This is a genomic window from Arthrobacter sp. SD76, assembly GCF_049726125.1.
Taxonomy (GTDB): Bacteria; Actinomycetota; Actinomycetes; order Actinomycetales; family Micrococcaceae; genus Arthrobacter; species Arthrobacter nitrophenolicus.
The window spans coordinates 1,748,062-1,766,915 of sequence record NZ_JBNBLR010000001.1 but is presented as its reverse complement, the minus strand read 5'-3'; the positions used below and the strand labels follow the sequence as shown (position 1 = coordinate 1,766,915).

Genomic DNA, 18,854 nt, shown 5'->3' with positions numbered 1-18,854 from the left:
GCCGCCACAATCAACGCCAGAAAGTGTGATCCATCATGGAAACAGGCAAGCCGATCGCCGTCGGCATCACCGAATCTTCGGCCTCCAACGCTGCCGTGGCCTGGGCGGCTGCCCGGGCAAAGAAGCACAAAGTTCCCTGGTTGTACTGCATGTCCTGGATGACCGGTGGATGGTAGGGGAAGCCCTCCCCTACGTTGACGTCCTGCGACAGTCGGGCCTTGACATGCTCAAGGAAGTCGGGGAACGCGTGCACGAAATGCAGCCGGGGCTGCAGGTTTCGCTCGAACTGCTTGAGGGGGCGATTGGAGCTTCACTGGGCGATTATTCGAAGAACGCGGCCATGCTGGTCCTGGGATCCAGCGGCCACGCACGCGGCGCACTGACGGACAGGGCACTGCAGGCCGCTGCCGTGGCGGAGTCGCCGGTCGCGGTGATCGGGCCGGGGCAGGAAGGCGGGCGCGGCGTCGTGGTCGGCGTCGACGGATCCCAGGAGTCCACCCAGGCGGTGGCATTCGCCGCGGCCGAGGCGGATGCGTTGGGCGAGGAACTGACAGTCCTCTACGCATTTACCGGCCCCAACCGCTGGATCAAGGCTGGGCTTCCGTCCAGCAGGTTTGCCGCCCATGTGCTGGAGGAGGAACAGGTTGTCCTGTCCGAAACTGTGGCAGGGCTCAGGCAGGAGTACCCGGACATCGTGGTGCACGGGGTTTTGGAGACCCTCCTGGAACCGGCGGATGCGCTGATCCAGGCCGGCTCGAACGCCAGGCTCCTGGTGCTGGGCAGCCGGGGCAGGGGCAGCGTTGGACGGCTCCTTCTGGGATCCACCGCCCATGCCGTGCTGACCCGGCCGCCCTGCGCCACCATCATCACGCACCTGCGGAAATCCGAACACAAGCAGTAGATCCAGTAGGAGGCCATGTCCGACGCTGGAGGCAAGCGCCCGCTGGCTGCCGGCCCTGCCCGGGGTTCCCACCCCGGACCCGGGGGGGCTTTCCTCTGCCGAGGTCCTGGAGCGGACCAGGGCGGGCCGTGTCAACAGCGTGCCGTTTGCCGCCAGCCGCACAGTCTGGCAGATTATCCGGGCCAATGTCCTGACGCTGTTCAACGGCATCGTGGCGTGCAGTTTCCTGCTCCTGTTCGTCCTGGATCAATGGCGCGATGCGTTGTTTGGCTTGTCGGCAGTGGGCAATTCCGTCATCGGTATCGTGCAGGAGTACCGTGCGAAGCGCTCGCTGGACCAGCTGGCTGTCCTGCATGCCGCGAGGAGCCGGGTCCTGCGGGACGGGGTCAGGCAGGAGATTCCGGCGGCAGGCCTGTTCCCGACGATCTTGTTGTGCTGGGCGCCGGGACCAGGTCACCGCAGACCTGCAGCTCGTTGACGATGACTACCTTGAGGTGGACGAGTCCTTCCTGACCGGAGAATCCGAGCCCGTGGGGAAACATCCCGGCGACAGGCTGCTGGCCGGGACCCTGATACTGGCCGGCGGTGGCGTGGCCCGTGTCGTCAAAGTGGGAGAGGAAACGTTCGCCTACCGGCTTACTTCCGAAGCAAGGCGCTTCTCCCTGGTGACGTCGGAGATCCGGAGGGGGCTCGAGCGGGTCTTCACCGTCGTCTCGTGGCTGTTGCTCCCCACGGCGCTGCTCGTCATCAATGCGCAGGTGCAGACCCACGGGGGCTGGGCGGGGATGCAGGACCCGGGACGGTGGACCGTGACGGCCGTGGCGGCTGTTGCCGGCGTCCTGGCCATGATCCCCCTGGGCCTGCTGCTGCTCACCAGCGTGGCCTTTGCCGTTGGCGGGCTGCGGCTTGCGCGCCAGAAGGTGCTGGTCCAGGAACTCGCCGCGGTGGAGGTGCTGGCAAGGGTGGACGTCCTGTGCGTTGATAAAACCGGGACGCTGTCGTCCGGTTCCGTTGCCTTCGACGCCGTCCATGACGCGGGTGCCGGACCGGCGGAGGGATGGAGGGCGGCCCTGGAATGGTTCGGCGCCAACGCCGGCACCAGCAGCACGGCCGCCGCCATCGGTGAAGCCTTTCCGGCGTCGAATGCCCTGCCGGAGGTGTCCGCTGTCCCTTTTTACTGCCGCACAAAAGTGGAGTTCGGTGACCTTCGGACCGGCGTCCGGCGCCGCCGGGACGTGGATCCTGGGGGCACCCGATGCACTCCTGGGTGGTCCATCAGCCGGTTGCAGGGAAGCGCACCGCCGGGCAGCCGCGCTGGCATCTTCCGGTTTGCGGACCCTGGCACTTGTCCATAATCCCTGGTGCCTTCCAGCTGCCGGCACCGGGACGGCCGGGGTGCCCGGCCACACGACGCCGGCACTGCTGCTGACCTTTCATGAAAACCTGCGGGAGGACGCACCCAGGACACTGGACTTCTTCCGGCAGCAGGGGGTCACCGTGAAGATCATCTCCGGTGACGATCCCCGGACCGTGGGCGTCCTCGCGGGCAAGGTGGGATTCGGAACGGGCGCGGCCTACGACGCACGGAAACTGCCCGCGGATCCGGACCTGCTCGAGCAGGTTGTGGAGGCCCACCACGTCTTCGGCAGCGTCACCCCGGCCCAGAAGCAGGACATGATCCGGGCCCTGAAGCGACGGGCACATACGGTGGCCATGACGGGCGACGGGGTCAACGACGTCCTGGCACTGAAGGAAGCCGACCTGGGTATCGCCATGGACTCGGCCTCCCCCGCCACCAAGGCGGTGGCCAGGCTGGTGCTGCTCGATGGCCGTTTCGACAGGCTGCCCGCCATTGTTGCCGAGGGCCGCAGGGCCATCAGCAACATCGAACGGGTGTCCATGGTCTTCCTGAGCAAGACCATATATTCAACACTCATTGCGCTGACGACCGGGATCATGCTGTTGCCGTTCCCGTTCCTGCCACGCCAGCTCTCCGCCATCGACGGGCTGACCATAGGCCTGCCCGCGTTCTTCCTCGCCCTGCAGCCGTCCGGCCAGCGTTATGAGCCTGGATTCCTCAAGCGTTCCCTGGCCTTTGCTGTCCCCGCCGGAGTCGGCGTCGCCGCCAGTGTGATGGGCGTCAGTATCTACGCTTCCGCAACCGGCGGACACAGTACGGCGGCCGTCCAAACCGCCTCCACTCTCACCCTCAGCCTCATTGCAGCCTGGATCCTGGTCTCCGTTTCCCGCCCGCTCAACCGGCCGAAGTTCCTCATTCTGGCCGGCATGTACGGCGGCCTTGCCCTGTTGTTCACCGTGCCGCTTGCGGTGGAGTTCTTCAGGCTTGACTGGCCCGCCCCGGACCTCCTGGCGGCCAGCCTCCTGGCGGCAGCCGCGGGAAGCCTTGCCGTCGAAGGGGTGAAACACCACCAGCGGGGGCGCATACCGTCCGTGCGGACGCATCGGGAGTGACCTTCGGCTCTGGTTGCGCGCCGCCGGTGGTGCGAGGGTGGAGTGGGCATCCGGAAGGAGGAGAACATGCGCGCATGGTGGGTGGACCGGCCAGGTCCGGTGACCAACCATCCCCTGGTGCTGGGCGATCGGAGCAGCCCGGCTCCCGGAGCTGATGAAATCGCTGTCCAGGTCAACGTCTGCGGTATCTGCCGGACCGACCTGCACCTCGCCGAAGGAGACCTCGCACCCCGCCACCCCCACGTTGTGCCCGGGCACGAGGCCGTGGGCTTCGTCGTCGAGGCGGCGGCCAATTCGGCATACCGGACCGGCGACAGGGTGGGGGTTGCGTGGCTTGGCGGGGTCTGCGGCGAATGCGCCTACTGCCTCCGCGGCGACGAGAACCTGTGCTCCACCCCCGTCTTTACTGGCTGGGACAAGGATGGCGGCTACGCCGAGCAGCTTGCAGTATCCCAAAGTTTTGCCTACCCGATTCCGCCCGTCTTTACCGATGAACAGGCGGCCCCGCTGCTCTGTTCAGGCATTATCGGCTATCGCGCGCTGAAGCGGGCCAGCGTTCCGCCTGGGGGCCGGCTGGGCATTTACGGCTTTGGCAGTTCGGCCCACCTGACCGCACAGCTGGCAATGTTCCAGGGCACGCGCGTATACGTCATGACCCGCTCACAGGAGGCCCGTTCGCTTGCCCGGGACCTTGGGCGGTCTTCGTGGGCGATGCCTATGATGTCCCGCCAGAGCCTCTTGACGCCGCGATCCTGTTTGCCCCTGTGGGTGACCTGGTGCCGGTGGCACTCCGCGCCCTGGACCGTGGAGGAACCCTCGCTATCGCGGGCATCCACCTCAGCGCCATACCCGCTCTGGATTACGCGTCCGAACTCTTTTATGAACGGCAAATCCGCAGCGTGACCGCCAATACCCGCGCAGACGGCCGGGAATTCCTCGCGCTGGCGGCCCGGATCCCGCTGGCACCCACCGTGACGGTCTACCCGTTCGACGCAGCGGACAGGGCGCTGGCGGATCTTGCCGCGGACAGGGTGACAGGCTCCGCGGTCCTGAAAATCGGCCCGTCCTGACGCCGTTGCCGGAGTCAGGACTTTTGGCTCTGGAACCCGGCGCGCACCCGGCGGATGGTGGAGGTGCCGGCCATTCCACGGTCCGGCTCAACCCAACAGGAGGCAGACATGACTGACCTGATGAAGTCGGTTCGATACCCGCCGCTCCCCCCTCGACATGTTCGAGCGGCTCTTTGACAGCGAGATGGGTGCCTCGGCGATTCGCGTGGAGGAGATAGTGGAGGGCAACACAGTGGTGGTCAGGGCTGAGTTGCCAGGCATCGACCCGGACAAGGACGTCGACGTGACGGTGTCCCAGGGTGCCCTGGTGATCAAGGCCAAGCGGGAGGAAAAGAAGGAACAGAAGGAAAAGGACACGTATCGTTCGGAGTTCCGTTACGGGTCCTTTGTCCGGCGGATCCCGCTGCCCGACGGTGTCCAGGAAAGTGACGTGACTGCGTCCTACAAGGACGGCGTTCTCGAGGTCCGCGCCCCCATGCCCGACCAGGCCAAACAGTCCACCTCGTCGAAGATCCCCATCAGCCGGGCCTAGCTGAAGGGCCTTTATGGCCTGGCCGGGTCCAGGCCATAAGCCCTTGCAGGACCTGTCGCCCCGGAAAACAACCATCTAATACGGCGGTGGCGGAGGAGGGGCTTTCCGGCGCACCACGAACCTGAGCACTACGGCAACAACAATTCCGAACAAGGTCACGAGCTGGACCTCGTCGAAGGACAGGCCGTCAATGTTGGGCTGCAGTTCCACTTCCGTGGCCCACCCAAACCACACTTCGCTGACCAGCACGCCGCCAAGGAAGTAGCCGGCTGCGCCGAGCAGCCACGTCCAGCGCCACGCCCTCTTCCCGACGATGAGATGGGCCACACCGCCGAATGCCAAAGACATGGCCGCAAGGAGCGCAATCCCCGTCAACCCCAGATCCCAACGCAAGGCGTCTCCTTCCCTGGCGGCAGCTTGGTTCCCCCATCCACGCTAAGCAGCTTTCTAGCTTTCCGCGAGAGGACAAGGTCCTGTCCACACCGGGCTCGCCAAGCGGCCCACACCAGGTCTGAAGCTGCAATCACAAGGAGGAACCACTCAATGGAACGAGTCATCGACAAAGTAGCCCTCGTCACCGGGGGCGCCCGCGGTATTGGGGCCGCCGTGGCCGCCAGGCTGCACGGCGAAGGAGCCCGGGTGGTCATAGCCGACGTCCTGGACGGTGAAGGAAAGGAAACCGCTGTACGCCTGGGCTCCGGCGCCCTCTACGTCCATCTGGACGTGACAAGCCCGCAGGAGTGGGAGGCCGCGGTGAAAGCCGCCGTCGAGGCTTTTGGCGGCCTGAACATCCTTGTGAACAATGCAGGGATCGTAAATTTCGCGTCCATCGAGGACTACACCCTGGATCAATGGAACGCGGTCATCGCCGTCAACCTCACCGGAACCTTCAATGGGATCAAGGCATCGATACCGGCCCTTAAGCAATCAAAGGGAGGATCAATCATCAACATCTCCTCGATTGCCGGCCTGCGGGGGTATGAGCAGATTCCTGGTTACACCGCGTCGAAGTTCGGAGTGCGGGGATTGACAAAGAGTGTCGCCCTCGATCTTGGTCGCTACGGGATCAGGGCCAATTCCGTTCATCCCGGGGTCATTTCCACACCAATGACGGCCGGGGTGGAGACGGATATGAGCCGCGTTGCGATCGGCAGGATGGGGCATCCGGGTGAAGTCGCCAGCCTGGTTCTCTACCTCGCGTCCAACGAGTCTTCGTTTGTCACCGGAGCCGAGTTCGTCGTCGACGGTGGCGACACTGCGGGTACGGTCACCCCTCCCGAGGCAGGCTAAGCCGCGGAAGACCATTCGGCCCTGGTCCAGAGTACTAATCTTCCGGCGCGGGGACGTGCTCAAGTTTCCGCTGATCACCATCGCGGTGGACAACATTGACGCGGCGCTGGAGCACATAGTGCAGTCGGGCGGCAAGACGGTGCGCGGCAAGCTTGAGGTGCCTGGTCTTGGCTGGAACGCCTATTTCCAGGACACGGAGGGGAATATCATCGGCCTCTGGCAGGACTCGTCGCCCGCGGTATCGTGATCCCGGTGGCCACAAACGGCGCCCCTCGCCGGGCCACTATTATCCGGCCTGTCCCCCGGGACGGGCAGGGAAGCGCAGGGACCTATGACCCTATCCTCCGCGCTCACACAAGGAGTCTGATGGGACGATGAGGACTGGAACCGCAGGTCCCACCCGCTGGCCCACGATCACCAAGGACACCGGATCCTTCGCAGTGCGGCCAAACCTCGCCGACTACGAGGCAACCCGACGAACCTTTTCATCGGACCAGGCCGGAATGAGCTGTCCGGGCTGCCCGGGGGCCGGGGGCTGAACATGGCGTATGAAGCCGTTGACCGCCATGTGGTCCGTGGACAGGGCGGACGGGAAGCGCTCCGCTTCATCCGGGCCGACGGCGGCGTGCAGTCGCTGACCTACCTGGAACTCGCCGGCCAGTCAGGTAAATTTGCCACCGTCCTCCGGGAGCTTGGCATCCGGCGCGGCGAGCGCGTCTTCTCCCTGCTGGGCAGGTGCCCCGACCTCTATGCGGCAGTGCTGGGGACCTTCAAGAACGGCAGCGTCTTCTGCCCGCTGTTCTCCGCCTTCGGCCCCGAGCCGGTGCGGCAGCGGCTCCACCTTGGAGCAGCACGCGTCCTGGTGACCACCAGGGCGCTTTACCGCAAAAAGGTGGCACCACTCAGGGACAGCCTCCCCGACCTCCACGTGGTCCTCCTGGTTGACGCGGACGGGACGCCGGAACCGGAAACCCTGGACCTTGCAGAACTCATGGCGGCTGCCGTCCCTCTGCGGGACATCGAAGTGACCCGGCCGGACGACATGGCCCTCCTGCATTTCACGAGCGGCACGACCGGCACGCCCAAAGGCGCCGTCCACGTCCATGACGCCGTCACTGCCCACTACGCCACCGGCCGCTTTGCCCTTGACCTCCATCCGGATGACATCTACTGGTGCACTGCGGATCCGGGCTGGGTGACCGGCATGTCCTACGGCATCATCGCCCCGCTGGTGCACGGTGTCACCGTCGTCGTGGATGAGGAAGAACTGGACGCGGAACGCTGGTACCGGATCCTTGCCGAACAACGGGTGACCGTCTGGTACACGGCCCCCACCGCCCTGCGCATGCTGATGAAGGCGGGTCCGGACAAGGCGGCCGGGCATGACCTTTCTGCACTTCGGTTCGTGGCAAGCGTGGGCGAGCCGCTGAATCCGGAGGTTGTCATGTGGGGCCAGGACGTCCTGGGCCTGCCGGTCCACGACAACTGGTGGCAAACCGAGACAGGCGGAATCATGATCGCCAACTACCCGGCGATGCCGATCCGCCCCGGCTCCATGGGCCGGCCCCTGCCCGGAATCGAGGCAGGACTCGTGGCGCGGGACGCCGACGGAAAACCGCTGCTCCGTGACGGTGAGGCCTTGCTGGTCAACGACCCGGACTCCATCGGTGAACTGGCGCTGCGCCCCGGCTGGCCGTCGATGTTCAGGGGGTACCTGAATGAGGAAGAACGCTACCGTCGCTGTTTCGCCGGGGGCTGGTACCTGACCGGAGACCTCGCCCGGCGTGACGCCGACGGCTACTACCTGGTTCGTGGGCCGCGGGGACGACGTCATCAAGTCTTCAGGCCACCTGATCGGGCCCTTCGAGGTGGAAAGCTGCCTGATGGAGCACCCCGCCGTGGCGGAGGCAGGGGTCATTGGCGTTCCTGACCCGGTGGCCGGCCAACTGGTCAAGGCATTCGTGGAGCTCCGGCAGGGGTATGGACAGTCAGAGGAACTTCGCCTGGACATTATTGGGTTTGCCCGCAAGAGGCTGGGCGCCGCCGTCGCTCCCCGGCTGCTCGATTTCACCCCGTCCCTGCCCAGGACACGCAGCGGAAAAATCCTCCGCCGGCTCCTCAAATCCCGCGAGCTCGGGCTGCCCGAGGGCGATCTCTCCACCCTGGAGCAGGCCCCGGAGCAACGGCCATGACCGCAGTGCGCGGCAGCCAGGGCCCCGCCGACGCCGACCACGCCCGCCACCTCCTGCGCCAGATGCTGCGTATCCGCCGGCTCGAGGAAAAGTGCGTGGAACTGTACAGTGCCGCGAGGATCCGCGGGTTCCTGCATGTGTACATCGGAGAGGAGGCCGTGGCCGCCGGCGTCCTTGAACCGCTGGCAGCGGAGGACTGCGTGGTGGCCACCTACCGGGAACACGGCCACGCGCTCCTCCGGGGGGTCTCCGCCGGGGCCATCCTTGCCGAGATGTACGGCCGGCTTGAAGGATGCTGCCGCGGCCGGGGCGGCTCGATGCACCTCTTTGATGCCGCTACCCGGTTCTACGGCGGAAATGCGATCGTCGCCGGCGGGCTGCCCCTCGCCGTCGGACTGGCGCTGGCTGACAAAATGAGTGGCCGGCACCGGGTGACAGCCTGCTTCTTCGGCGAAGGTGCGGTGGCCGAGGGCGAATTCCACGAAAGCCTGAACCTGGCAGCCCTGTGGCAGCTGCCCGTCCTGTTCTGCTGCGAGAACAACCTCTATGCCATGGGTACAGCGTTGGCCCGCTCGGAGTCGCAAACGGACATCGCGCTCAAAGCCGCCGGCTACGAGATCCCCGCCTGGGCCGTGGACGGGATGGACGTCCTCGCCGTCGAGGAGGCTGCCCGGCGCGCCGTTGACGCCGTCCGGTCCGGCGGCGGGCCGCATTTCCTCGAGCTCCGCACCTACCGGTTCCGCGCGCACTCAATGTTCGATCCGGAGCTCTACCGGGAGAAAGCCGAGGTGGCCCGCTGGATGGAACGCGATCCCATCCGTTTGCTCCGGGATTCCATGGACGCTGCGGGCCAACTGCCGGCGGAAACCTGGGAAACGCTGCAGGCGGACGTTGACGCGGAAATGGCAGCCGGCGTCGAGTTCGCCGAGGCAGGAACCCTGGAACCGGTGGAGGAGCTGACCCGGTTCGTGTACAGCGAAAGGACGCCCGGCGCGGACCAGGCAGGCAGGGCAGCAGGATGAAGACCACGTATCGGGAGGCCCTGCGCGCGGCCCTCCGCGACGCCCTGGAACGCGACGGGCGGGTCTTCCTGATGGGCGAGGATGTGGGCCGCTACGGCGGGGGCTTCGCCGTCAGCCTTGGCCTGCTGGAGGAATTCGGGCCGGAACGCATCCGCGATACGCCGCTGTCCGAGTCGGGTTTCGTGGGCGCCGGCATCGGGGCCGCGCTGGGCGGGATGCGGCCCGTCGTCGAAATCATGACGGTCAATTTCAGCCTCCTGGCGCTGGACCAGATCGTCAACAACGCAGCGACGCTCCTGCACATGTCCGGCGGACAGTTCAACGTGCCGCTCGTCATCCGGATGACCACCGGAGCCGGACGCCAGCTCGGCGCGCAGCACTCACACAGCCTGGAAGGCTGGTATGCGCATATCCCCGGCCTGCGGATCCTCACCCCCGCCACGCTGGCCGACGCCCGCGGCATGCTCTGGACCGCGCTGGAAGACCCGGACCCGGTCCTGATTTTTGAGCACGGATCCCTGTACAACGTGGCCGGGGAGCTGGCGGACGACGCCGGTCCGGTGGACATCGGCACGGCCGCCATCCGGCGCCCGGGCACCGGCGTCACGCTCATCACGTACGGCGGCACCCTTCCGGCCGTGCTTGAAGCCGCTGACCAGCTGGCAGGGGAAGGCATCGACGCGGAGGTCATCGACCTGCGGACCCTGCGGCCGCTCGACGACGCAACCATCCTTGGCAGCGTCGGCAGGACGCACCGGGCAGTGGTGGTGGACGAGGGCTGGCGCAGCGGCAGCATCTCGGCTGAGATAGCAGCCCGGATCAGCGAACACGCGTTCTTCGACCTGGACGCCCCGGTACAGCGGGTCTGCAGCGAGGAGGTGCCCGTACCGTATGCCAAGCACATGGAGCTCGCCGCGCTGCCGTCGGTGGAACGGGTGGTGGCTGCAGCAAGGGCAGCTGCGGGTACCCGTGGCTGAGTTCCGGATGCCGTCCCTGGGCGCTGACATGGAGCACGGCAAGGTGGTGGAGTGGCTGGTCAGGCCCGGCGACTATGTCCGCAAAGGCGATCTCATTGCCGCGGTGGACACGGACAAGACCGTGATGGACATTGAGTCCTTTGAGGAAGGCGTCGTTGCCGAGTTCCTCGTGGAGATCGGCGACACGGTGGATGTGGGGACGCCCATCGCCCGGATCACCGCCACGCCCGCGCAGCTGCCCTCCGGACGACCCGCCAGTGACCGGACTTCCGCTGACGAGGCTCCCAGTGGCCGGGCTCCCGCTGACCGGGATGCAAAGCTTCCGCCCCCCGTACGGCACCTGGCGCACTCGCTGGGGGTCGACGTCGGCTCGCTCCACGGGAGCGGCAGGAATGGTGCGGTGACGCGTGCCGACGTGGAACGCGCCGCCGCAGCGTCCCCCACCAGGAAGCCCGTTCCTCCAGCACCGGCCCCGGACCGGGTGCCGGACGCGGCTTCCTCCGGCGCGGGCCGGGCGGCCGGGTGCGCTCCTCGCCGCTGGCGCGCCGGCTGGCGGAACAGTTTGGCGTGAACCTGCAGGGCCTGTCCGGAACCGGGCCGGAGGGAGCGGTGACCGAGGCGGATGTGCGCCGCGAAGCAGCCGCCGGATCCCGGGTTGAGCCGCCGGGCCCGACGCCGGAACCTCCAGTGGCGGCGGCACCTGCCGGCGCCGGGACGGGCGCACGGAGGGGCCGGAAGGAGGCCGCGGGCGGGAAGGCGGAAAGCCTCCGGCAGGCGGTGGGCGCGCTGATGTCCCGTTCCAAGAAGGAAATCCCGCACTACTACCTCGCCACGACCCTGGACCTGGAAGCTGCGATGGCATGGATGGCGTCGGCCAACGGCGGGCGGCCTGTCGCCTCGCGCCTGGTTCGTCAGCATTGCTGCTCAAGGCCACCGCGCTGGCGGCGAAGGAGGTGCCGGAAATGAATGGCTTCTTCACGGACGGCTCATTCCACCCCGGCACTGCCGTGCACCTGGGAGTTGCGGTGGCCCTGCGCCATGGCGGGCTCGTGGCGCCTGCCCTGCATGATGCGGACGCCCTGACGCTCGACGAACTCATGGAGCAGCTGCGGGACCTCGTTGACCGGGCCCGGGCCGGCCGGCTGCAGCGGGCCGAGATGGCAGATCCGACCATCACCGTCACAAACCTGGGGGACCTCGGCGTGGAGAGCGTCTACGGGGTCGATCTATCCGCCGCAGGTGGCCATGGTTGGCTTCGGCAGGGTCATGGAGCAGCCCTGGGCCCATCACGGCATGCTCGGCATCCGCCACGCCGCCACTGCAACCCTGTCCGCGGACCACAGGGTCAGCAACGGGCTGCGCGGCGGCCGTTTCCTGTCCCGAATCGACGAACTGTTGCAAACCCCGGAGGAGCTATGAACCAGCAGGACGCCCGAACGGCAGTGCAGGCGGCCATCGGCCAGGTGGCGCCCGACGTCGAACCCGGGGACCTGGCCGACGGCGCAAGGCTGCGCCAGGACCTGGAGCTGGATTCCCTCGATTTCCTCCGCCTGGTGGAAACCATCGCCGGATCCACGGGAGTGGACATCCCCGAGCGGGACTATCCCGCCGTGGCCACCGTTGGGGGCCTGGTGGAATACGTCGCCGCCCACGGTTAGCTGGGCACACCCGGCCGAAGCAAGCAAGGCGGAGCCAGTCAGCCGAACAGCACGGCCGCCTCCTGGTAGCGCGCCTCGGGAACCACCTTCAACGCTCCCAGGGCCTGCTCCAGCCCCACGTTGACGATCTCCGTGCCGCGCAGGGACACCATCGTCCCCCAGCGACCCGCAGCTGCTGCCCCCACCGCGGCCATTCCAAGCCGGGTTGCCAGGACGCGGTCGAAGGCTGTCGGTTCGCCGCCGCGCTGGATGTGGCCGAGGACGGTGGCGCGGGTTTCAATCCCCGTCAGCTGTTGCAGCTCCCGTTCAAGGGCAAGCCCGATCCCGCCGAGCCGCGGCCGTCCAAATGTATCCAGGCCGCGGGGCGCGTACGGCGCATCCTGCCCCTCCGGCGTAAATGCCTCGGCCACCACCACCAGCGGAGCCCGCCCGCGGTCACGGGCGGAGGTGACCCAGGCGGCCACCTGCTTCAATGCCACCCGGTGTTCAGGGATCAGGATGGCATGGGCGCCGGACGCCATCCCGGCGTGCAGTGCAATCCAGCCGGCGTTCCGGCCCATGACCTCGGCGATCATGCAGCGGTGGTGTGATTCACCGGTGGTCCGCAGCCTGTCGATTGCCTCGGTGGCCGTCTGCACGGCCGAATCGAACCCGAACGTGTAGTCCGTGGCGCCCAGATCATTGTCAATCGTCTTCGGCACGCCGACGACGTTGACGCCCTGGTCGGAGAGGGCCTTGCCGGCCGCCAGCGTACCCTCGCCACCGATGGCGATCAGCCCCTCCAGCCGGTGGCGGCGCATGCTGCTACGGACCGCTTCCACCCCGCCCTCCGACAGCGGGTTGGTGCGTGATGTTCCCAGGATGGTTCCGCCCAGCCCCGAGATGCCGCGCACCGCCCGCCGGGGCAGCGGCAGCAGGTCGTCTTCCAGGACTCCCCGCCAGCCGTCCCGGAAGCCCACGAATTCGTAACCGTGCGCAACGGTGCCGCCCAGCACAGCGCCCCGGATCACCGCGTTCACCCCCGGGCAGTCACCTCCGCTGGTCAGGACACCCAGCCGTTGTGGAAGGTTCATGGGCCGGCCGGTCCCTTGATTTGCCGGGGTGCGGCGAAGTCCCTCGCCTGGCCGGCGGCAAGCGTCATGTCCCTTCCGGCAACCCGCACTTTGATGGGCATGGCGTTCCCGGGCGCGGAGGCGACGCTGATGCGGCCGTCCCCGAGGCGCACGGTCAGGAGATGTCCCCGGTACCGGACCTGGAAGGCAACCGCGTTGAGCCCTGCGGGCAGGTTGGGGGCGAACACCATGGTGTCGCCGCTCATGCGCAAACCGGCAAAGCTGCGCTGGATGACGTCGATGGTGCCGGCCATGGCTCCCAGATGGATGCCGGCCCGGGTGGTGCCGTGCTGCGTGTCGTCAAGGTCGGCGTCCAGCGCCTCACGGTAGCTGTCCCAGGCGCGGTCGGCGTCCAGGCCGGCAAGGACGGATGCGTGGGCAACGCGGCTCAGTGTTGAACCGTGCGCAGTCCTGGCCAGGTAGTACTCGATGGTCCGGTGCAGCTGTTCCATCGAGTACGCGTAGCCGAGCTCGTTGAGGAACGTGACAAGGCCCTCATGCCCCAGCAGGTACGGCAGCATCAGGACGTCGGCCTGCTTTGCGAGCTTGTACCGGTTGGTTTCGTCGCCTTCTGCCTCGAGTATGAGGTCGAGCCGCTCTATGCTGTCGTACGCCTCCCGGTAGTGTTCCCAGTCGAGTTCCTGCAGCTGTTCGTAGCCTTCGAACTGGCTGATCACGCCGTCGGGGCCTAACGGAACGTACATGGCCCTGCCCACACGGGCCCAGACGTCAGGTTCCCCGTCCGCCACATCGAGCCGCTCCAGGAGCTCGGCAAGGTCGTTTCCGTGCGCCGAGGCCACAAGCTCGGAAGCCTGCACGCAGACCCAGGCCGCCATGACATTGGTGTAGGCGTTGTCGTCCAGGCCGGGCCCGGGGTTTCCCGGGTAGCCGGTGTGGTACTCGTCCGGCCCCACTACGCCCCGCAGGTGGTACCGGCCGTGTCCTGGTCGTCTTGCGCCAGGGACACGAAAAACCGGGCCACTTCGATCAGCAACTCGGCGCCCCGTTCGAAGAGCCATGCGGTGTCACCGGTTGCCTGGTAGTACTGCCAGGCGTTGAAGGCGACGGCGAGGCCCGCATGCAGCTGCATGTGGGAGTGGTCCTTCACCCACCGCCCGGACTTTTCGTTGTACAGCCACTTTGGCGTTTCCTCCTTCCCGTCGCTGCCGCTCTGCCAGGGGAACTTGGCGCCCCGGAGCCCCAGGGCGCGGGCGGCCTGGCGGGCTGCTGGAAGCCTGCGCCACCGGTAATCGATCAGGGCACGGGCCACGTGGGGCGTCCGCGACGTCAGCAGGGGCAGCACGAACAGCTCGTCCCAGAAGACATGCCCGCGGTATCCCTCGCCATGAAGCCCGCGGGCGGTGACTCCGGCGTCCAGCTCGGCGGTGTGGTGGGTCAGTGTCTGCAGGACGTGGAAGATATGGAGGTTGAGGACCAGCCGGACCTGTACGGGGGCGTCGATCTCCACCAGGAAGGGACGCAGTTCCCGCCGCCACGCCTCCCGGTGGGCGGACAGCAGGGCATCGAAATCACTGCCGGCCCGCTCCAGCACCGCCCTTGCCTCCGACTCGGGACTGGAAATCGCGTGGTCGCGCGACGTCACCACCGCCACCGTCTTGGCGACCTCCGCCGTCGTTCCCTCCTTGAGGGCAAGCGTGAAGGACTGGAAGTGCAGGCCTCCCTTCCGGCCGCGTCCGCCTGCCCCGGCCTCGCCGGAGGCAACGACGCGGAAGGCAGCCGCGACCCGGACCAGGCTTTGTGTGGTCTCCACCTGCACCACAGCCGTGCTGTCCGCCGGATCCCTGCGCTCCGGTCCGGGGCAGGTCCTGTCCCTGAGGTGGATCCCCTGTCCGGACGAGGGGTCCCTGATGTTCGCATTCCTCACTGCGGTGTTGATGCCGGTACGCACATCAAGGGTTCCGCTCCAGCCCAGCGGGGTGATGCTCGTGGCGAGGCCCAGCAGGTGCGGGTCGGCCATGGACACGAACCGGGTTTGGACCACCTCCAGGCGGCGCCGGTCCGCCGCTTCGAGCAGGAGCCGCCGCTCCAGGACGGCAGCGCGGAGGTCCAGTGTCCTGCGCTCCCGGAGGACAACCAGCCCTCCTTCGGACCACCAGGTTCCGCCGGCCGGGCGCAGGTCCAGGGGAAGGCAGTTGGGCCCGTTCACCATGTGCTCTTCCAGCAGCTCTTCGCCTGCCACCATGGCCGAGACCCGGTTATAGACCCCTGCCAGGTACATGCCCGGGTAGCTAAAGGGCCCGCCCTCGGGGGCCGCGCCCCGGACTGCCAGATAGCCGTTCCCCAAGGTCGTGAGCGCCTCCCGGTGCCCTTCGTGTCCCGGATCGGACCCCTCATAGACAAGCTGCCAGGGATCACCGGCAACCAGTCCCAGGTCCAGTTCAGCGACGTCGTTGAGCACGACGGCGGCGCCCGCCGCCTCGAGTTCGCGCCGGGTTCCGTTGCGGTCAATTCCCACCACCAGCCCGAACCCGCCGCGGCGGGCAGCCTGCACGCCCGCGCCGGCATCCTCGACAACGACGGAGCGGGACGGGAGGACTCCGAGCCGGGACGCTGCCGCGAGGAAGGTGTCCGGGGCGGGCTTTCCCTGCAGCTCCAGGCTTGCGGCCAGGTTGCCGTCCACCACCACGCTGAAATAGCGGGTAAGTCCTGCTGACTCCAGGATCGCTGAGGCGTTGCGGCTGGACGTGACAAGGGCGGCCGGCACCCCGGCGCCGGAGAGCCGCTGCAGGAGCTGCAGCGTTCCCGGGTAGGCCTGGATCCCGCCGCGTTTCAGGCGTTCCAGGAACAGGCGGTTCTTCAGGGCACCAAGGCCAACCGCTGTCCATGCCCCCGGCTCGTCGGCCTGCGTCCCGCGGTCTATCTCCACCCCCCTGGCGGCGAGGAACTTCAGGACGCCATCCTCGCGGGGAAGGCCGTCGATGAAGTTCAGGTAGTCGGCCTTGGTCATCGGGGCCCGGTTTGCAGTCGGCGGGATCCGGGGGTCCTGCAGGATCTGGTCGAATGCGTCCTTCCAGGCGGCGCGGTGCATGGATGCGGTGTTCGTGACCACGCCGTCCAGGTCGAAGATCACGGCGTCGAAGGGCGGCTTCGCAGCAGCAGCGGTCGGCGACGTGGTCATGGCTTCATCAGTACCAGTGAAGGCGCCGCCGCTTCCAGTGCCTTTAGGCCTGTTTGCCCGGCCGCTGTTCGGCAGCCGCGATGATGGGGATGGTGCGCAGGTACGTGTCGGGGTTCAGCGAGATGGAGTCGATGCCCTGGTCCACCAGGAATTCGGCGAGGTCGGGGTGGTTGCTGGGGCCTTGGCCGCAGATGCCGATTTTGATCCCGGCGGCGTGGGCCTTGCCGATGGCCTCGGCAATCATGGTGGTGACCGCCGGATCCCGCTCGTCGAAGAGCGCGGCCAGCTGCTCGGAATCACGGTCCACTCCAGGACCAGCTGCGTAAGGTCGTTCGAACCAATGGAGAAGCCGTCGAAACGCCGCGCGAAGTCGCTGGCCAGCACCACGTTGGCCGGTATTTCACACATCATGTACAGCTCGAGCCCCGCTTCGCCGCGGACCAGCCCATGGTCCGCCATGGCCTTGATCACGAGGTCACCTTCCCCACCGTCCGGCAGAACGGGACCATGACGATCACGTTGGAAAAGCCGATGTGTTCCCGGACCCGCTTGAGGGCTTCGCATTCCAGCGCGAACCCCTCCCGGTAGTGTTCGCTGTAGTAGCGAGAGGCTCCGCGGAAGCCGAGCATCGGGTTCTCTTCGGGTTGTTCGAAGGCCCCGCCTCCGATGAGGTGGCTGTATTCGTTGGTTTTGAAGTCGCTGAGGCGGACGATAACGGGCTTGGGGTAGAAGGGCGCCGCGATTTTCGCGATCCCGGTGGCCAGGACATCGATGAAATACTCCCGGCGGTCCGGGTAGCCCCGGGTCAGGTCTTCGATCAGCGCGGCGGCCTCCGGATCGGCGACACGCTCGGGATGGACCAGTGCCATGGGGTGGATGCGGATCAGGTTGTTGATGATGAATTCCATCCGCGCGAGGCCGACGCCCGCGGCCGGCAGCCGCCACCACTTGAATGCGGCGGCAGGGCTGCCAATATTGACCATCACAGCCGTCCGGGTGGCGGGAAGGGTGGCCATGTCCACTTCCTCCACGGCGAAGTCCAGCAGCCCTTCATAGACGTGCCCTTCTTCGCCTTCGGCACAGGACAAGGTCACCGCTGCGCCGTTGGCAAGGACGTCCGTTGCGTTCCGTGTGCCGACGACGGCCGGCACCCCCAGTTCGCGGCTGACGATCGCGGCGTGGCTGGTGGGTCCTCCATGGTCGGTGACGATTCCTGCCGCCTGCTTCATCACCGGCACCCAGTCCGGATCGGTCATCCGGGTCACCAGGACCGAACCGTCCACGAAGTCTTCAATGTCCTTCGCATCACGGATGACGCAGGCAGGACCCCGGGCAATGGAGTCCCCGATTGCGGCCCCGGCGGTCAGGAGCCTGCCCTGCTGCCGAAGACGGTACGTCCGGAAGGTTGAGCCCGTCTTTTGGGCCTGCACGGTTTCCGGCCGCGCCTGCACCATGAACAGTTCGCCGGTGATGCCGTCCTTTGCCCACTCCATGTCCATCGGGCGCCCGTAGTGGTCCTCAACGGCCGCGGCCCACCGTGCAAGGAGGACAACTTCAGGGTCCGACAACACCAGGGACCTGCGTTCATGCGGGGTGGTTTCCACCATTTTCGTGCGGGCGTCGCCGCCATGGCTGTAAACCATTTTCCGTTCTTTTGCCCCCACGTGCCGTTCAATGACGGGGTTCAGCGAAGCATTGGCGAGCAGGGGCTTGAACACCTGGTACTTGTCCGGGTTGACGGTTCCCTGCACCACGGTTTCCCCGAGTCCCCACGCGGCACTGATGAGGACGGCGCCGGGAAACCCCGACTCGGTGTCGATCGAGAACATCACTCCTGAAGCACCGACGTCGGACCGCACCATCCGCTGGACGCCCACGGACAGGGCAACATCGAGGTGGTCAAACCCCTTGATCTCGCGGTAGGTGATGGCCCTGTCGGTGAACAGCGAGGCGTAGCAGCGGCGGCAGGCGTCCAGGACCGCCCGCTCCCCCGCCACGTTCAGGAACGTCTCCTGCTGGCCGGCGAAACTGGCATCGGGCAAGTCTTCAGCCGTGGCGCTGCTGCGGACGGCCACCGGCACCTGCTGCTCCCCCGCCCGGCGGCAGAGCGCCCGGTAGTGTTCGCGGATATCGGCCGCCGTGTCCTCGGGGAAGGTCGCTGCCAGGAAAAGCTCCCGAATGGCGGCGCCTGCCTGCCGGAGCGTTGACTGTCCGCTGCGGTAGTCCGCAACGAGTTCCTTGATCCGCGGCACCAGGGCGTTGGCTTCCAGGAACGCCCGGTACGCCGAAGCAGTGGTCGCAAACCCTTCCGGAACGCTGACGCCGGCCGACCGCAGGGACCGGCTGAGCTCCCCGAGCGAGGCATTCTTCCCCCCAACGGAGGCGATATCCCCGATGCCCGTCTCCCCGATCCACATCACACGGGCATTGTTGACGGATGGTGCCGCGGCAGCTTTCATTCCTCGATTTTGTGCCTGGCTGAAGAGTGC

20 protein-coding genes and 3 pseudogenes are annotated in these 18,854 nt (G+C 67.0%); 17 read left to right on the top strand and 6 right to left on the bottom strand.

The features are described from left to right. Positions 1-10 precede the first annotated feature (10 nt). Entirely contained in the window at positions 11-253 is a 243-nt protein-coding gene (locus tag ACPEE0_RS08820; RefSeq protein WP_424574370.1) for a hypothetical protein, read from the bottom strand. A gap of 3 nt (positions 254-256) precedes the next feature. Between ACPEE0_RS08820 and ACPEE0_RS08815 the strand changes: the two genes are divergently transcribed. From ACPEE0_RS08815 to ACPEE0_RS08785, 7 genes are all read left to right on the top strand, one after another. Beyond that, entirely contained in the window at positions 257-901 is a 645-nt protein-coding gene (locus ACPEE0_RS08815) for a universal stress protein (RefSeq protein WP_424575259.1), read from the top strand. 139 nt (positions 902-1,040) lie between these two features. Next, on the top strand, positions 1,041-1,379 hold the full coding sequence (locus tag ACPEE0_RS08810; RefSeq protein ID WP_424574369.1) for a hypothetical protein: 339 nt from the start codon (positions 1,041-1,043) through the stop codon (positions 1,377-1,379). 16 nt (positions 1,380-1,395) lie between these two features. Continuing rightward, positions 1,396-2,256 (top strand): hypothetical protein, encoded by an 861-nt coding sequence (locus ACPEE0_RS08805; RefSeq protein ID WP_424574368.1) that lies wholly within the window; start codon positions 1,396-1,398, stop codon positions 2,254-2,256. Between the two features lie 40 nt (positions 2,257-2,296). Then, positions 2,297-3,373 carry an HAD-IC family P-type ATPase gene (locus ACPEE0_RS08800; protein ID WP_424574367.1) on the top strand — a complete coding sequence of 359 codons (1,077 nt, stop codon included), beginning with the start codon at positions 2,297-2,299 and terminating at the stop codon, positions 3,371-3,373. 66 nt (positions 3,374-3,439) lie between these two features. Next, on the top strand, positions 3,440-4,276 hold the full coding sequence (locus ACPEE0_RS08795; RefSeq protein WP_424574366.1) for an alcohol dehydrogenase catalytic domain-containing protein: 837 nt from the start codon (positions 3,440-3,442) through the stop codon (positions 4,274-4,276). Beyond that, positions 4,273-4,443, top strand: coding sequence for a hypothetical protein (locus tag ACPEE0_RS08790; RefSeq protein ID WP_424574365.1), 171 nt, complete (start codon positions 4,273-4,275; stop codon positions 4,441-4,443). Before ACPEE0_RS08795 ends, ACPEE0_RS08790 begins: the two co-directional genes overlap by 4 nt. Positions 4,444-4,660: 217 nt before the next feature. Further along, positions 4,661-4,975, top strand: coding sequence for an Hsp20/alpha crystallin family protein (locus ACPEE0_RS08785; RefSeq protein WP_424574364.1), 315 nt, complete (start codon positions 4,661-4,663; stop codon positions 4,973-4,975). A 75-nt stretch (positions 4,976-5,050) separates the two neighbouring features. On the opposite strand, the gene ACPEE0_RS08780 is transcribed toward ACPEE0_RS08785, so the two are convergent. Further along, positions 5,051-5,368, bottom strand: coding sequence for a hypothetical protein (locus ACPEE0_RS08780; RefSeq protein WP_240684963.1), 318 nt, complete (start codon positions 5,366-5,368; stop codon positions 5,051-5,053). 150 nt (positions 5,369-5,518) lie between these two features. Here ACPEE0_RS08780 and ACPEE0_RS08775 point away from each other — a divergent pair, with 150 nt between their 5' ends. From ACPEE0_RS08775 to ACPEE0_RS08730, 10 genes and pseudogenes are all read left to right on the top strand, one after another. Continuing rightward, positions 5,519-6,265: a glucose 1-dehydrogenase gene (locus ACPEE0_RS08775; protein WP_424574363.1), complete on the top strand. Its 747-nt coding sequence runs from the start codon at positions 5,519-5,521 to the stop codon at positions 6,263-6,265. A gap of 55 nt (positions 6,266-6,320) precedes the next feature. Next, complete coding sequence (locus ACPEE0_RS08770; protein WP_009359241.1) at positions 6,321-6,512, top strand: VOC family protein; 192 nt, start codon at positions 6,321-6,323, stop codon at positions 6,510-6,512. A gap of 294 nt (positions 6,513-6,806) precedes the next feature. Beyond that, positions 6,807-8,195, top strand: coding sequence for an AMP-binding protein (locus ACPEE0_RS08765; RefSeq protein WP_424574362.1), 1,389 nt, complete (start codon positions 6,807-6,809; stop codon positions 8,193-8,195). Further along, positions 8,149-8,457, top strand: coding sequence for an AMP-binding enzyme (locus ACPEE0_RS08760; protein WP_424574361.1), 309 nt, complete (start codon positions 8,149-8,151; stop codon positions 8,455-8,457). The genes ACPEE0_RS08765 and ACPEE0_RS08760 overlap by 47 nt, the downstream gene beginning before the upstream one ends. Further along, entirely contained in the window at positions 8,454-9,479 is a 1,026-nt protein-coding gene (pdhA, locus tag ACPEE0_RS08755; protein ID WP_424574360.1) for a pyruvate dehydrogenase (acetyl-transferring) E1 component subunit alpha, read from the top strand. Before ACPEE0_RS08760 ends, pdhA begins: the two co-directional genes overlap by 4 nt. Then, positions 9,476-10,456: an alpha-ketoacid dehydrogenase subunit beta gene (locus tag ACPEE0_RS08750; RefSeq protein WP_133347334.1), complete on the top strand. Its 981-nt coding sequence runs from the start codon at positions 9,476-9,478 to the stop codon at positions 10,454-10,456. The genes pdhA and ACPEE0_RS08750 overlap by 4 nt, the downstream gene beginning before the upstream one ends. Beyond that, positions 10,449-11,027, top strand: a complete 579-nt coding sequence (locus ACPEE0_RS08745) for a biotin/lipoyl-containing protein (RefSeq protein WP_424574359.1) — start codon at positions 10,449-10,451, stop codon at positions 11,025-11,027. The genes ACPEE0_RS08750 and ACPEE0_RS08745 overlap by 8 nt, the downstream gene beginning before the upstream one ends. Next, positions 11,024-11,422, top strand: a complete 399-nt coding sequence (locus ACPEE0_RS08740) for a hypothetical protein (protein ID WP_424574358.1) — start codon at positions 11,024-11,026, stop codon at positions 11,420-11,422. The genes ACPEE0_RS08745 and ACPEE0_RS08740 overlap by 4 nt, the downstream gene beginning before the upstream one ends. Next, positions 11,317-11,610 (top strand): annotated as a pseudogene (locus tag ACPEE0_RS08735) (2-oxo acid dehydrogenase subunit E2); the annotation flags it as partial. The gene ACPEE0_RS08740 and the pseudogene ACPEE0_RS08735, both read left to right, overlap by 106 nt. 261 nt (positions 11,611-11,871) lie before the next feature. Further along, complete coding sequence (locus tag ACPEE0_RS08730; RefSeq protein WP_009356302.1) at positions 11,872-12,114, top strand: acyl carrier protein; 243 nt, start codon at positions 11,872-11,874, stop codon at positions 12,112-12,114. Between the two features lie 38 nt (positions 12,115-12,152). Here the strand turns inward: ACPEE0_RS08730 and ACPEE0_RS08725 are convergent, their stop codons facing one another. The 4 genes and pseudogenes from ACPEE0_RS08725 to ppsA all read right to left on the bottom strand — a co-directional run bounded on the left by ACPEE0_RS08725 (position 12,153) and on the right by ppsA (position 18,824). Next, positions 12,153-13,187, bottom strand: coding sequence for an ATP-dependent 6-phosphofructokinase (locus ACPEE0_RS08725; protein WP_424574357.1), 1,035 nt, complete (start codon positions 13,185-13,187; stop codon positions 12,153-12,155). Further along, positions 13,184-13,417 (bottom strand): glycosyl hydrolase family 65 protein, encoded by a 234-nt coding sequence (locus ACPEE0_RS08720; RefSeq protein WP_424575258.1) that lies wholly within the window; start codon positions 13,415-13,417, stop codon positions 13,184-13,186. Before ACPEE0_RS08720 ends, ACPEE0_RS08725 begins: the two co-directional genes overlap by 4 nt. Before the next feature lie 108 nt (positions 13,418-13,525). After that, positions 13,526-16,275 (bottom strand): annotated as a pseudogene (locus tag ACPEE0_RS08715) (HAD-IA family hydrolase); the annotation flags it as partial. A gap of 133 nt (positions 16,276-16,408) precedes the next feature. Beyond that, positions 16,409-18,824, bottom strand: a pseudogene (gene ppsA / locus ACPEE0_RS08710) (phosphoenolpyruvate synthase). Positions 18,825-18,854: the final 30 nt, after the last annotated feature.

Excerpts from the sequence above, each read along its gene's own strand:
- ACPEE0_RS08750 (WP_133347334.1), top strand. The coding sequence starts at position 9,476 with ATGAAGACCACGTATCGGGAGGCCCTGCGCGCGGCCCTCCGCGACGCC.
- ACPEE0_RS08760 (WP_424574361.1), top strand. The coding sequence starts at position 8,149 with ATGGAGCACCCCGCCGTGGCGGAGGCAGGGGTCATTGGCGTTCCTGAC.
- ACPEE0_RS08720 (WP_424575258.1), bottom strand. The coding sequence starts at position 13,417 with ATGGTGTTCGCCCCCAACCTGCCCGCAGGGCTCAACGCGGTTGCCTTC.
- ACPEE0_RS08775 (WP_424574363.1), top strand. The coding sequence starts at position 5,519 with ATGGAACGAGTCATCGACAAAGTAGCCCTCGTCACCGGGGGCGCCCGC.
- ACPEE0_RS08725 (WP_424574357.1), bottom strand. The coding sequence starts at position 13,187 with ATGAACCTTCCACAACGGCTGGGTGTCCTGACCAGCGGAGGTGACTGC.
- pdhA (WP_424574360.1), top strand. The coding sequence starts at position 8,454 with ATGACCGCAGTGCGCGGCAGCCAGGGCCCCGCCGACGCCGACCACGCC.
- ACPEE0_RS08795 (WP_424574366.1), top strand. The coding sequence starts at position 3,440 with ATGCGCGCATGGTGGGTGGACCGGCCAGGTCCGGTGACCAACCATCCC.
- ACPEE0_RS08730 (WP_009356302.1), top strand. The coding sequence starts at position 11,872 with ATGAACCAGCAGGACGCCCGAACGGCAGTGCAGGCGGCCATCGGCCAG.
- ACPEE0_RS08815 (WP_424575259.1), top strand. The coding sequence starts at position 257 with ATGCAGCCGGGGCTGCAGGTTTCGCTCGAACTGCTTGAGGGGGCGATT.
- ACPEE0_RS08765 (WP_424574362.1), top strand. The coding sequence starts at position 6,807 with ATGGCGTATGAAGCCGTTGACCGCCATGTGGTCCGTGGACAGGGCGGA.